This is a genomic window from Clostridium beijerinckii (genome assembly GCF_008705175.1).
Lineage (GTDB): Bacteria > Bacillota > Clostridia > Clostridiales > Clostridiaceae > Clostridium > Clostridium beijerinckii.
In genome coordinates this window covers 1468793-1482707 of the sequence record NZ_CP043998.1, presented here as the reverse complement: position 1 = coordinate 1482707, position 13915 = coordinate 1468793, and the positions used below count along the sequence as shown (strand labels likewise).

Genomic DNA, 13915 nt, shown 5'->3' with positions numbered 1-13915 from the left:
AAATTTAGCCCTAATTATTCTATTTAAATACAACATATTGCCCCTCGTACTCTGCAAAAACAGTTTCCTTATTTTTAATAACAACCTTAAGATCTAATCTACTCTTGTTATGTTTCGTGTATGTTTCGAGAAATTCTCTTCTTGTTTCATCTTCCAAAATTTCACATTCTGCAGTAAAATCTTCACGTATAGGAGCTCTATAATTTATATTACTTTTTTTAATTACTATCTGAGCCTTTGGATCAATTTCTTTAATATTTACAAAAACCATAGACCATCCGCATATTGTCATCAAAGTATTTATACTTCCTCCAAACGCTGTTAATTTATCATTTATATTAGGTTTTAATTTAGCAACAAGTATAACTCTCGACTTAGTAAACTCTGTAACACTTATGCCCATAGCTTCTGTAATTGGTATATTGGTATGTAAAAACTGCTCAAACTCATTCTCACTCATTATCTTACCTCCGCTGTTCATCTACATGTATTGTAGACAAAATATAATATTTATAAATTTTATCATATAACTCAATTCAAATCCAATATATGACATAATAGTACGATCAAGCAATTATTATTCTAATATTGAAATATAATTGTCTTAACTTGTCAGACATGCTATTGTTATCTATATAAATTCTAATATTAAAGGAGCAATTATGAAAAATATTACACATTATTTATTAGTTTCATTTATTTTAATTTTATTATCATTCATAATGTTTTTTATTCACTATTTAGTATTTGGTCAATTGGAAAACACGATTTATTACTCTTTTATGAGTCTCTGTTTTATCCCTATAAATATATTAGTCGTAACCCTAGTATTTGATAAACTTGTAGAAAGACGTACTAAACTTGAACGCTTAAGTAAATTAAATATGTTAGCCGGATTATTTTTTAGTGATATTGGTTTTACTCTATTGGAAATAATAGTAGCTGGTGATGCGAATATACAATATTTAAATCTAGATTTTACAGACTTAAAAACTTCTAATAATAAACTAAAATCTTATGAACACATAATAGCCTTTGAAAAAATTAATTATCCTAGGCTTGAAAAACTAGTTCTCGGAAGTAGAGATATTTTATCTAACCTTATAAGTAATGAGAATATATTAGAGCATGAAACCTTTGCCGATTTACTTATGTCTCTAATGCATTTAAGAGATGAAATAGTATTTTTACAATATAAAACACTGACAAAAGATGACTCTACTCACATAAAAGGGGATATTTGCAGAGTTTATAGGGCATTAACTTCTCAATGGATAAATTACCTTTCTCACTTAAAGCAATTTTATCCTTATCAATATAATGGTGCCATCAAATTCAATCCATTTACAGTTACTAGCAGATAATAATTAAAGCAGGAGCTTTAAATTCTCCTGCTAACAATTTCTTTAATCATTAATTTAAATTTAATCATTAATTTAAAGTTTAAATTTTATTTTACAATATTATGTTTATTTCCTCACCACATTTTGGGCACTTATTGTCTTTTATAAATACATTAGTTGAATAACCACTCCTCTCAATAAGCACTTCATTGCAATTATCACAATAAGTATTATTATCAACTCCTTGAACATTTCCTACATATACATGTTTCAAGTATTTCTTTGCTTCATTTTGAGCTTCTGTTATCCTTTCTATTTTTGTAGCCTCATTCTCCATCTTATATCTTGGAAAATATCTGCTTAAATGAAGAGGTATATTTTCATCAACACTAGCTATAAATTCAGCTATTTGCCTTGATTCTTCTAAAGAATCGTTTTCTTCGCTGACAAGTAAAGTGGTAATTTCCACATGACAGTATTCACTGCACCTTTTTATAGTTTCTAAAACAGGCTCAAGTTTTGCACCACAAATATTATTATAATATCTATTTGTATATCCTTTTAAGTCAATATTCATGGCATCTACATATGGAAGAAGCTTCTTAATCGGCTCTTCATTAATATATCCATTAGTAACAACCACAACACTTGTATCAGTATTACTCTCTTTTATGACCTTTGCAGCATCATACATATATTCATACCACATAAAGGGTTCATTATAAGTAAATGCAACACCAATATTGTTTTCTATGGTTGGAATAATGCCTATTAATTTTTCAACGCTTATATATTGGGTTTCTGGCTTTCCCTGGGATATCTCATAATTTTGGCAAAAGCTACAAGTCATATTACACCCAAAGCTTCCAATTGATAAAATATCTTTTGATGGTTTGAAATGATATAAGGGTTTCTTCTCAATGGGATCAACTCCCATTGAAGTTACTTCTCCATAATTTATGGCAATAGGGATTTTAGATTTCAACGTTCTAACTCCACAAATTCCAAACTTATCTTCATCTATTAAACAATTATGCGGACATATTCTACATCTTACTTTATCTTTAACTTCCTCATAAAACAGTATCTTTTTTTCCACTACTTATCACCTTCTTTAAATAAAGTATAAGTTATTCATAAATATCTTTGATTTTTAAAACTATACTATTAAAATCTTTAACTTTAAATAGATTTATTGTTTATCCTTCCTTATATCTTACAACTTCAAATCTTTCTATCTTATAATCATCGTCAAAATCTATATCTGCCTTATCACATGCAATTTGTAATTGTTCATCTACAGTATTCACACCTTCAAGATCCGGAAGCAATAACCCTCTTCTCATTCCTAAAGAAACAATGACTCCATATTTTTTAGGATCTAAATCTTCCTTATTACATGGTTCCGAATCCATGAGAACATCTACAGATATATCAATATCATCCATTTCATCTTCTGAAACTTCTGGAAATCTTGGATCACTCATAGCTGCTTCTATAGAATTTCTTATTATTTCTTCACCCACAGAACCTGTTGTTGGTGCAATTGTTCCTATACATCCCCTAAGATTACCAAACTTCTTTAAAGATACAAAAACACCGTGTCTTTCATTTAAGAGTTCTTTTGGCAAATTAGAAATATCTTCTATACTTTTTCCGTGAGAAAAATAATGATTTAAATTTTCTCTTGCAAGTTTTACATAGCTATTGCTCTCATCTAGCTTTGCTTTGAGTTTTTCTTCCTTATATTTTGTTAGCTCGTCTAAATAGTTCCTATCTTGCTGCTGTCTACTAAGTTTCATTACTCCATATCCCACGCCAAAAGTTCCTTCATATGATAAAAGCTCTCCTTTTATTTCTTTGCCTTCCATTGCTCCAAGAAGTATATAAACTGAATTTAACCCACATTGTCCAGCCTCACTAATCATAGTTTTATTCATATTAAAAGCGCCTAAAACATCTCCTTTTTCAAGGTTGCCTAAAAGAGCTTTGTCAAATAATTCTCCATATGGTGAATATGAATATGGTCCTTCCTCTTTAAGTTTATGCGAAAGGTCTCCACTTGCTATAATAACAGCTTTCCTATTTAATTTTTCTGCTACATTTTTTATCTCCATACCAAATTTATATAAATTGACATCCCCTATCATTGAGTAAGTAATGTGAACTAATTTGTAGTCTTTATAATATTTATTAATAAAATACAATGGGACTATACTTCCATGATCTAATTCATAATTAACATTATATCTACGTAATAATTCTGAATCTACAAGGACTGACGGAATTCCCTCTACATGACATTCGGTGCGAAGTTTAACATTAAACTCCTTATCTATAGGAATATCCATCTTTATGTTTGTACATCTAAATTGGCTTAAATCTCCCGAAATTTTTTCTTCATCTGATATGGCTATTGCATCAGAAAACATTGTAGCATGAGGTGTTATAATTATTATCGTATCTGGTTTAATATCTGCTACTTCTCTCCCTATTTTATTACATGCTAAGCTTGTTTCCTCTATTTTCTTTTCTTCACCTTTACCTATGTCGGGTATAATTATTGGTGGATGTGGCATTAAATAATAACCTAGTATATTTTCCATGTTCTCACCTCCTAATTAGAACTATTCTTTTTCTCTAGATTTTTCATTTTCCTTAACTTTTTCTAAATAATCTTTTTGACTTACTATATTTTCTTCGAAATTTTCTACTGCATGTTTAGTGAAATTTCCAACACTCATAATATTCTTAAATTTATTGCCTTCACTATTTCTACTCATTAGTTAAATTCTCCTTTCTAAAGAATTATTTAAGCTGATTTTCTCTAAATATATATGTTGCAATTCACAATTACGGCTAAAATCCTTTCAATATTTTTAGAATTATAATGAATTATTATTTTCGCAATATATATAAGTTTTTAACCAAAACAGTTTCAAAGAAAATCACTTATCTCTCAATTTTATTATCCTTTTTATTAGTGATTTTTTTAATTTCTTCCCCAGAATAATGAAAATTCTGAATTGCTGTAGTCAAATCACTTCCTAAACTACTAATACTGTTTCTTTTATCATAAGGCTTATTCTTCATAAATTTATCTCCCCGAACTCTGATTTATTTTTAAAAATTGGGGAAATTATTTTTATAGATATAAATTTCTGTAACAAATTATTTCGTTTTTATTATTTCTATAAATATATTTATTATGCTTGCAGCATACTAAACTCATAAGCGAACAACTTATTATTAGCTTCTTATCAATATTAGTCTAAATCCTCATATAAGGGCTAAAATCCTATGGATTTGGCACTATTCACTGTATTATCTAATTTTTAATGGTTTGACTAATATTTTTTAACAATGTTATTATAATAATTATTCTTAAAATAATTATTAATTTACCTACTTTACATATTAAAAGTAAATTAGACAAGTATTTAAATTTCATTTATTTAATTTTAGGAATTATATATAACTATATTTGATGTAAAGGATGATTAATTTGAAATCAACTACGAAACATGGAGATGTTGCAAAACTGAGTGCTGGAGGAATACTTATAGCACTAGGTGTAGTTTACGGAGATATTGGAACTTCACCACTTTATGTAATGAAATCAATTATTGAAGGTAATGGTGGCTTGAAGAATATATCTGAAAACTTTATTCTTGGATCATTATCTCTAATTTTTTGGACAATTACAATTTTAACAACAATAAAATATGTCCTTATAACTTTAAATGCAGATAATAATGGTGAGGGTGGAATCTTTTCACTATTTACCTTGGTTAGAAATCGTGCAAAATGGCTTATCATTCCAGCAATGATTGGTGGATCAGCATTGCTGGCTGACGGAACGCTAACTCCTGCTGTAACTGTAACTTCAGCAATTGAAGGATTAGATTTAATTCCAAGTTTTAGTGCTGTTTTAGGAAGTCAAGTTGATATTGTTACGATTGTAATAATAATATTAAGTGCTCTTTTCTTCATTCAGCACTTTGGGACTGATTTGATTGGAAAAATGTTTGGTCCAATAATGTTTGTCTGGTTCTCTGTATTAGCTATATGGGGGATTATCGGTATTTCCCACAATTGGACATTATTGCGTGCCCTATCTCCATATTATGCAATTAACACTCTTTTTAGCAGTGAAAATAAAGCAGGTTTCTTTATACTTGGTAGCATATTTTTAGCAACAACAGGTGCCGAAGCTCTTTACTCAGATCTTGGGCATGTTGGTAAATATAATATTTATGGTTCTTGGCCATTTGTTAAGATATGTTTACTATTGAACTACTTTGGCCAAGGAGCCTGGTTATTATCAGCTAGACATAATCCCACTTTTACAAATATGGAAGGTTTAAATCCATTTTTCCAATTGATTCCACCTTCTTTTTTAATTTTTGGTATAATAATTTCAACTTTAGCGGCAATTATTGCTTCACAAGCGCTAATTTCAGGTTCTTTTACCCTTGTTTCTGAAGCAATTAAGCTTAATTTATTTCCAAGATTACATATTATGTATCCATCTAGCACTAAAGGACAACTTTACATACCTTCCATCAATAAATTTTTATGGATTGTCTGTATCGGAATTGTTCTATACTTTGGAAACTCTGCAAGAATGGAAGCAGCTTACGGATTATCGATTACTGTTACTATGTTAATGACTACTATTCTTTTATTTAATTACTTATTGAAGAAAAAAACACCGCTCATTGCTGCTGTATTAATCCTTGTTTTCTTTAGTGCATTTGAGTTTTCTTTCTTCATTGCAAATATCATTAAATTTACTCACGGAGGATTTATTGCTGCTTTAATTGCTCTTGCAATCTTAAGCGTTATGTATATTTGGATTAAAGGCTATTATATCAAGATGCGTTTATTAGAACATGTCCCAATTGAAAATTATAAAACCCAACTTAATCAATTACGCCAAGATAGTGACCGTCCTAAGTATACAACTAACCTTGTATGTTTAACTAGCAGCCATGATCCTGAACAAATCGAAAGAAAAATAATGTATTCTATTTTAGACAAAAGACCTAAAAAAGCAGATGTTTATTGGTTTGTTAATATTGCTGTTACTGATGAGCCTTATGTAGCAGAATATTCGGTAGATACTTTAGGAACATTATATATTGTAAGGGTTCAAATAAGACTTGGATTTAGAGTAGAACAAAAATTGAATGTCTTTCTACGACAAATTTCAACTGAGTTAGTTGAAAATGGTGAAATAAAGATTCAATCTAGAAACTATACAACTATGCCAGACAGAAAAGTCGGTGATTTTCGTTTCCTTCTAATTCAAGAACAGCTTTCATATGAAACAGATTTGAATTTCTGGGAAGAATTAATACTCAAAGCCAAACTATTCATAAAAAGATATACTGTTTCACCAACAAAGTGGTTTGGCCTTGAAAATAGTGATGTTGATGTTGAAAAAGTACCTTTATTCATAGGAAAATATAATCATGCAACTTTAAAACGAACTCCAAAATAACATTACTGAATTAACTTTTTATTTAAATATAACTGTCCACAATTTGGTGGACAGTTATATTTTTCCTTTCAATCTTTAGTTAATTTCTGCAATTTCTTTTTTCTATAGCTTTATATATAAATATAAGAATTGTTCCTATTAAGTATGAAATGATATCACAAAAATCAAAAGTTGATCCAATAATTATTTTAGCCATTTTAAAATCTTCCATGTGCAAAAGAGAAACCAAATTAAAATACTGGCCTATCTCAATTAAGCAAGCAAATATGAAAACATATATTGGTGAAACCTTCTTAGTAAACACTCCTATAAAAAAATAAATTAAGCATACAACTAATACATCTCCAATAAAAGGTCTAATTATATTATCATGTATAAAAGCTCCAATATATACTTCTATTAAAAATAAAATTATGAAAATGTATAAATATTTGTAGTTTACTCTCATATCAATCCCCTCCCATTAATCTAACTTAAATTTATAACTTTTAAGCATTTATTCCAATAATACATATCAGCAGAACAAAATTGCAGAGACTTTGGATCTGGCGACCTTTTATGCATCTTCCTTTGCGAGCGTATTTAAGAAAAGTCTGGCAGTATTTTTTATTCTTTTAAAATCATAGGCCGAATCAATTAGTCTGTTTGAAGAATTATGCCCTAACTGAGTACATCGTCCACAGATTTTACTACACTATACTTTCCTAAAGAATAAAAAATAATAAGGATAGAAGCACCAAATCTCTATCCTTATCATGTATTCTAAATTAATTTATATTTTTCATTATACTTTAACCTCATATAAAAACTGCTTTAAAGTATTCTTCTTGCTGCGTAAAAGTTATATACTGGACCAACCTTGACAACATCACCTGTTTGTGGTGCATGAATCATTTGTCCATTTCCAACATATATTCCAACATGTCCAGCATGAGGGAATACTAAATCTCCAGGTTGAAGTTGATCCTCACTAACAGGTCGTCCAACATCAATCTGTGTATAAGTTGTTCTTGAAATATCTATCCCTGTAGCATGCTCATAAACATATTCTGTAAATCCTGAACAATCAAATGTACTTGGTCCTGTTGCTCCCCATACATAAGATGCTCCTAAATGCTTATATGCCTCATTAAGGACTGCTTGTGCACTACCTCCAGATGGCGCAGCTACAGATGAACTTGATTTCTGACTACTCTTTGATTTGACGCTTGATTGTACATTTGAAGCTACTACTGATTGCTTTACACTTTCTGCAGCAATCCTATCTTCCTCTTGCTTCTTTTTAGCCGCGGCTGTCTTTCCTTTTTCTATTTTATCATTGATTTCCTTAGTAACAATTGGGCTCTTAATTTGACTATCCCTAATACTAATTAACTGGTTAACTGCTCCTTGAATCTCTGTTGATGAACTATTTGAACTATCAATTATATCAAACTGATACTTTACAGCGTCTCTTTCAAGTTGTGATAAATACTGTTCATCAAATTTACTTTTTTCTGCCTTAGCCTGATTAGCTAATTGTTCTTCTTCTTTCTTTTTTTGTGATAACTGATTTAAATTATCCTGTGTTTCTTTGTTAAGCTTGCTAATTTCAGCTTTTTTATCGTCTAATGACTTTATTTTAGCATTTAATTCATTTTTCTTGTTATTGATATCTTCTATGTAAGACTTGTCTTTCCCTACAATCTTACTAACAGCCTGCAATCTCGAAAAAAATTCAGTTGTTGAATCCGAGTTAACGACAAAATTTAAATAATTAAATTCCAAATCTCCTGATGCATACATAACTTTAACTCTTTGTCCTAAAGCTAGATCTAAATCATTGATGTCTTTTTTGTATTGCTCAATATCCTTTTTTGTCTTCTCAGTAATTTTATTAATATTATCTATCTCTATTTTATTTTTATCCACAGTTGCTTGTAATGGCTCCATCTGAGTATCTAAATCATAAATTTTATTTTCAATATCTTTTATGTTATTTTCTATTTCCGCATATTTCTGTCTAGAAGCATCCAACTGTGCATTATCAGGTGCTGCAAAAGCAGCTATGGAACTACTTGTAGTGATTACTGTTGCTAATATAAGTGCTAAAACCTTATTTTTCATAATACCGTCGGTTGTTACAACCCTTTCCCCCTTTGTCATCCCCTGTTATACATAATTATAGCACTTTTAGTAACCGTCAACAAACCTCATATATGCTGTGATAATACATTAAATTAGTTTTTCTTCTCTATTCTTCTATTCTCCTTAAAAATTTGGTAAAATATTCACATTTACTTAAGTTGAGGTTTATAAATATTTTTATATACGTTAGCATATTTTATATAAGAATGCAGACTTTTACAATAAGAATATTTTTTGATTCGCCACTACTTTTTCTATAATTTCACTATTAAATTTATTACTCAAAAAACTACTCCATTAATATTATTTTGATTTTTCACCTTTATGTTTTCCTAGTTAACAAAGTATTTATATCCATTAGATTTTAGTCTCATAAAAGAAAAAAAAGCACTAACTTCCATATAAAGAACAGTTGTGCTTTCATTAAAATACTTCATAATTTATGACCAATACTATTTTAAACTAATTTGGGAAGCGTAGTCGCTCCATGAGGCATAAGGTTAATCGTAGGATTTTTATTTTGATTATTATCATAAGAAATTTTAAGTGCCTCTTCCAAAGTTCTAACAACAATAATTTTTGTGTTCTTTAGCAAATCAGGATCAATTTCTGAAACCAAAATTAGCCTATACTTTTCTCCTGTTTCACAGAAAAAGTACCCTACATATTTTGAGATAGTATAATTCTCTCTAAGATCTCTTTCTCTATCAAGCATATTGTCAAAATTTAATATCATATCATTAATATCTTTAATTTCTCCAATTCCCTCACTGCACTCAGCAAGTACTATAATGGTACCTCCTTCTACAACCGCTTCTTTGGCATTTATCAAAGTTTTTATTGATTGATAAAGATTTATGTCTTTTGGTGCCCCTCCTGCACTTGCAATAACTATATCTGATTTACTTCTTATATTGACGCCGTCAATACTATCCACCAATTTTCTTCCTGCCTCATGAGCTGTTATATAGTCTCCAGCAACCGCCCCAGCTATATTTCCATCAGGTCCCATGACTACATTAAACATAAATGCTGGTTTCACCATTGCTGCTGCTTGCATCATATCATCATGTACTGGGTTTTCTATAATATTACCCGAGCACACACTCTCTCTTGTCCCGCTTCCAAATCCATCATTTAACGAAAGTGAATGATTGGCTGATATTGTTTTAAATGATGCAATACCAGGAAGTATAGATTTTTTCCCTCCTGACCAGCCTACAAGAAAATGATAGACTATAGCTCCTGTAATAACTATATGATCAGATTCAACAGCTTTTTTATTTAACATAACAGGAGTGCCATAGCTTGTCTCCCCTAGATATGTCATACTTTCTTCATCGAAGCAATCATGATCGTAAACTTCAAATCTTTTTGATAGCTTTTCTCCAAGAAGTATTTCATGTTCTTCTCTTGTCTGTTTTCTATGAGTCCCCTGAGCAGATAAAAATATAATATCTTCGTCTTTAACTCCGCCTTCATTTAGTTCCTCTACGATTTTATATAAAAATTTATATGGCTTTTGCCAACTTCTTGTAATATCTGAAATTATTATACAAACTTTTTCACCTTCATGTACAATATCTTTAAGTCTTTCGCTGTCAATGGGATTATACAATGCCTCAGCTATAATTTCATCTTCTGTCTTACTCTTTTTAAAATCGTTGCTTTCAATTATCTCCAAAAGATTTTCTTCTTCAATAAAAGCCCTCATTTTATCTCTTCCATATTTCATATTAATTTCTTTCATTTATAGTCCCCCAATAACGAATTTGTTAACGCTTTTGAATTTTTATTGCCAATTTATCAAAGTTTTCCATCTACTTTTAATATAATACAAATTTTAACTATAGTCAAATTAGAATTTAGAAATAGCCTTTTATTCTAACATATCTATTTAGACTCAAATATATTTAATCTTATATCAAAAAGTAAGAAACATGATTGCTTGATATCACTAAAAGAACAAAATCGCAGGCGACTGTGGAGCCGGAGATTTTTTTACGCATCTGCCTTTTCGAACGCATGTGAGAAAAATCTGCACATAAGAAATGGCAGCTATGCTGCATATAAGAACATTTTATGCAGGCGAATATATTTTCTTTTTTATTCTCTTTATAAAGCACAACATTCTTAATCAGCCTTTTCATAAGTTATCCACAGATTTGAATCGAATATAAATTCCTAGAGAATAAAAAAATCCACTATTCATTGATGCATAGTCACAGTATATAGGGATGGATCATACACTTCATGATAACATTCACAATATTTACTTAGTACTTTCTTGGATATATGAAAAAAATTAAAACCATGGAGAAACATACATCTCTATGGTTTTAACTTTATATATTATAATTTATTACAAGTATAATAAAATATCATATTTAATTTTGAAAATTCACTTTTTCTATATAGTGACAATTAACATCAATATGATTTAAAAATAATAATAATCTCTCATAAAGCGGATGAACCTTATCACCATATTTTGCTTCTAGACTTTCTCCTATGTCTTTAACATTTTTCTTTCCATCTATCTGCAATAATATCCAGCTTCCATATTCATCTAAAGTAATCTTTTTATACTCTGGAATTCTGAATTTAAGTTTTCTAAAGAACCTTTGGACCTTATGGTCTTGTTTTAAAAGTATAGTCACAATATTATCTTTATCCACTTCATACTCTAAATCATCAGATATTTTATATACTAATTCTAAAACATCTTTATTATTTTCCAGCATTTTTTACCTTACTCTTTAGAATTGGTATTGCAGTTGCTATTACTAAAACTATTAGTAATATGAATGCCATTCCATTAGAAGCTGCAAATCCACTTGGCTCAGCTCCACCTACAAGACCCGATATCTGGAATATTATCCCTATAAGTCCAAGAATAGAACCTCCAGCAACTAGTCCAGAAGATAAGCTTATACCATTTGAAACTTTAGCTTCTTTTTCCTTTTCAGATTTAGAATTCTTTTCTATAAATAGACGTACCAATGCTCCTGCCAATATTATAGTAGTTGTAGATATAGGTAAATAGAATCCTATAGCAACTGCCATTATAGGAAGGTTTAACATAAATAAAACAAGTCCCATAACAACACCAGCAATTACCATTACCCAAGGTAATTGGCCTGACATTATTCCAGCAGTTAGTGTAGACATTAAATTAGCTTGTGGTAATGCAAACGGAACATTATCACCAGTAATTGCAAGTTGATCTGAAAGTAATAATATAGTACCAACAACCACTGCAACACCTAGAATTCCAGCTATTGCAAAGTATTTTTCCATTTCTCTTTTGTCTCCACCTATTACAAAAGTAACCTTTTGAGATTGTGAGTAACCGCCTGCTACTGATATAGCAGTAACAATAAATGTCCCAAATAAAAGTAGTGATTTGTTGCTTTCAGGGCTCTTCCATCCCATTACAACAAATAATGATGTCACAATAACTATAGAAGCTATAGTCATTCCTGATACAGGAAGATTTGAAGTTCCTATAGTACCAGTCAAACGACCAGAAACTATAACAAATAATAATGATAAAAACATTGATAAAATAGAAGCAAGTATTGCCATTACTATATTACCATTAGATGCTACAAAACCACCTACAAATCCTAATATTATACCACCAAGTAATATCATATTTTCAACAGATGAACTCTTTCCACTATTTGAAGCTTTAGCATTAAGAGTTTCTTTTATAGAAGATATTATAGTCGGAATAAGTTTTATAGCGCCTATTAAACCACCAGAAAGCATCATTCCTGCCCCTATATATTTTACATAGCTACCAGCTATATCTTTAACTTGCATAGCATTTATAGCAACATTAGGATTATTCCACACAGATCCTCCATCTCTTCCAAGACTTGAGAAGTAACCTATTAATGGCATAATTCCAAAGTTAGCTAGTATAGCTCCAGCAAACATAGTTAAAGAAACCTCCATACCAACTATGAACCCTATTCCTAATAGTAGAGGATTAACTTCAACTTCGAATTTCCACTTATAAAACGACTCATTTACATAACTTATAACATTGTTAACTAAATTCAAAAATGAACTTGTTATAACAGTTATAATACCTCCTATTCCAAAACCAATTCCCATGAACTTCATTGATTCTCCAGCACCTTCTGAAGCAACAAGTGTTTCAGATATAGCCATTGATTCTGGATACATTAATTTACCATGTTCTTCAACAATTAAGTAATTGTAAACAAGAGAAGCTATTCCTATACCAAATAAAACTCCAGCTGCTCCAACAGAAAAACCTTCTATGAAACTAACTTTAGAGCCTATTAAAAGAATTGCTGGTAATACGAATATTACACCACTAGCAACAGATTCTCCACCACTTGACATACCTTGAACTAAATTTTTACCAAGTATGCCTTTTTGCTTTGCAAATACAGCTATAAACCCAGACCCTATTATAGATCCCGGTATACCAGCAGCAACTGTAAGTCCTGATTTCATTCCCGAGTAGGCCGTTGATGCTGCAAATAGAACAGCCAATATAATACCGATTATCAAAACTGAAACGTTTCCACCCGACTTCGAACCGTTAGAAATGTATGGAACATAGCTCTTGCCGGCTACACCGCCATATGCATCTTTGGACAATTTATTATTCATAAGGGCACCTCCTTTTATATTTTACAAGCAATATTATAACACGATTTTCATATAATACTATATTTTTTCTCTTCAATTATTTATATTTTTTTAAATATTTTTATCAAAATATTTAATTTTTTTGAAGATTTCCACACATAATAGATAAGTTTAGCAATATAAGACCATTACACTTTAATTCATCTAGTTTTAGAGATTAGCATATCAATAGAATTATGTTTTCCTATGATAAGCTATAATATTCTAAACATAAAAAATATACAATATATTCGTTTAATTTCCTAAA

Annotated in this window: 12 protein-coding genes; 2 read left to right on the top strand and 10 right to left on the bottom strand. The window is 30.1% G+C overall.

The window, feature by feature from the left end:
* Positions 1-19 precede the first annotated feature (19 nt).
* On the bottom strand, positions 20-460 hold the full coding sequence (locus F3K33_RS06690; protein ID WP_039772205.1) for a YiiD C-terminal domain-containing protein: 441 nt from the start codon (positions 458-460) through the stop codon (positions 20-22).
* A gap of 202 nt (positions 461-662) precedes the next feature.
* Between F3K33_RS06690 and F3K33_RS06685 the strand changes: the two genes are divergently transcribed.
* Positions 663-1364, top strand: coding sequence for an MJ1433 family protein (locus F3K33_RS06685; RefSeq protein WP_039772207.1), 702 nt, complete (start codon positions 663-665; stop codon positions 1362-1364).
* A 91-nt stretch (positions 1365-1455) separates the two neighbouring features.
* Here F3K33_RS06685 and amrS read toward each other — a convergent pair whose 3' ends face one another.
* The 4 genes from amrS to F3K33_RS26285 form a co-directional block, all read right to left on the bottom strand.
* Complete coding sequence (amrS, locus tag F3K33_RS06680) at positions 1456-2442, bottom strand: AmmeMemoRadiSam system radical SAM enzyme (protein ID WP_039772209.1); 987 nt, start codon at positions 2440-2442, stop codon at positions 1456-1458.
* A gap of 100 nt (positions 2443-2542) precedes the next feature.
* Positions 2543-3949 carry an AmmeMemoRadiSam system protein A gene (amrA, locus tag F3K33_RS06675; RefSeq protein ID WP_039772211.1) on the bottom strand — a complete coding sequence of 469 codons (1407 nt, stop codon included), beginning with the start codon at positions 3947-3949 and terminating at the stop codon, positions 2543-2545.
* Between the two features lie 21 nt (positions 3950-3970).
* The gene (locus tag F3K33_RS26290) at positions 3971-4126 is read right to left on the bottom strand and encodes a hypothetical protein (protein ID WP_011968581.1); all 156 of its coding nucleotides are present in this window, start codon (positions 4124-4126) and stop codon (positions 3971-3973) included.
* 169 nt (positions 4127-4295) lie between these two features.
* Positions 4296-4436, bottom strand: a complete 141-nt coding sequence (locus tag F3K33_RS26285; protein WP_017210004.1) for a hypothetical protein — start codon at positions 4434-4436, stop codon at positions 4296-4298.
* Positions 4437-4848: 412 nt separating this feature from the next.
* Here F3K33_RS26285 and F3K33_RS06670 point away from each other — a divergent pair, with 412 nt between their 5' ends.
* Complete coding sequence (locus tag F3K33_RS06670) at positions 4849-6849, top strand: KUP/HAK/KT family potassium transporter (protein ID WP_038457273.1); 2001 nt, start codon at positions 4849-4851, stop codon at positions 6847-6849.
* Positions 6850-6928: 79 nt separating this feature from the next.
* Here F3K33_RS06670 and F3K33_RS06665 read toward each other — a convergent pair whose 3' ends face one another.
* The 5 genes from F3K33_RS06665 to F3K33_RS06645 form a co-directional block, all read right to left on the bottom strand.
* Positions 6929-7297: a ribosomal maturation YjgA family protein gene (locus F3K33_RS06665; RefSeq protein ID WP_039772217.1), complete on the bottom strand. Its 369-nt coding sequence runs from the start codon at positions 7295-7297 to the stop codon at positions 6929-6931.
* A 365-nt stretch (positions 7298-7662) separates the two neighbouring features.
* A complete protein-coding gene (locus F3K33_RS06660) occupies positions 7663-8955 on the bottom strand; it encodes a C40 family peptidase (protein ID WP_038457272.1) in 1293 nt (430 codons plus the stop codon).
* A 478-nt stretch (positions 8956-9433) separates the two neighbouring features.
* Entirely contained in the window at positions 9434-10726 is a 1293-nt protein-coding gene (locus tag F3K33_RS06655) for a lactate racemase domain-containing protein (RefSeq protein ID WP_011968577.1), read from the bottom strand.
* Between the two features lie 637 nt (positions 10727-11363).
* Positions 11364-11720: a PqqD family protein gene (locus F3K33_RS06650; RefSeq protein ID WP_011968576.1), complete on the bottom strand. Its 357-nt coding sequence runs from the start codon at positions 11718-11720 to the stop codon at positions 11364-11366.
* Positions 11707-13629, bottom strand: a complete 1923-nt coding sequence (locus tag F3K33_RS06645; protein WP_011968575.1) for an OPT/YSL family transporter — start codon at positions 13627-13629, stop codon at positions 11707-11709. The genes F3K33_RS06650 and F3K33_RS06645 overlap by 14 nt, the downstream gene beginning before the upstream one ends.
* Positions 13630-13915 lie beyond the last annotated feature (286 nt).

Excerpts from the sequence above, each read along its gene's own strand:
- F3K33_RS06690 (WP_039772205.1), bottom strand. The coding sequence starts at position 460 with ATGAGTGAGAATGAGTTTGAGCAGTTTTTACATACCAATATACCAATT.
- F3K33_RS06650 (WP_011968576.1), bottom strand. The coding sequence starts at position 11,720 with ATGCTGGAAAATAATAAAGATGTTTTAGAATTAGTATATAAAATATCT.
- F3K33_RS06685 (WP_039772207.1), top strand. The coding sequence starts at position 663 with ATGAAAAATATTACACATTATTTATTAGTTTCATTTATTTTAATTTTA.
- amrA (WP_039772211.1), bottom strand. The coding sequence starts at position 3,949 with ATGGAAAATATACTAGGTTATTATTTAATGCCACATCCACCAATAATT.
- F3K33_RS06645 (WP_011968575.1), bottom strand. The coding sequence starts at position 13,629 with ATGAATAATAAATTGTCCAAAGATGCATATGGCGGTGTAGCCGGCAAG.
- F3K33_RS26285 (WP_017210004.1), bottom strand. The coding sequence starts at position 4,436 with ATGAAGAATAAGCCTTATGATAAAAGAAACAGTATTAGTAGTTTAGGA.
- F3K33_RS06660 (WP_038457272.1), bottom strand. The coding sequence starts at position 8,955 with ATGAAAAATAAGGTTTTAGCACTTATATTAGCAACAGTAATCACTACA.
- F3K33_RS06655 (WP_011968577.1), bottom strand. The coding sequence starts at position 10,726 with ATGAAAGAAATTAATATGAAATATGGAAGAGATAAAATGAGGGCTTTT.
- F3K33_RS26290 (WP_011968581.1), bottom strand. The coding sequence starts at position 4,126 with ATGAGTAGAAATAGTGAAGGCAATAAATTTAAGAATATTATGAGTGTT.
- F3K33_RS06665 (WP_039772217.1), bottom strand. The coding sequence starts at position 7,297 with ATGAGAGTAAACTACAAATATTTATACATTTTCATAATTTTATTTTTA.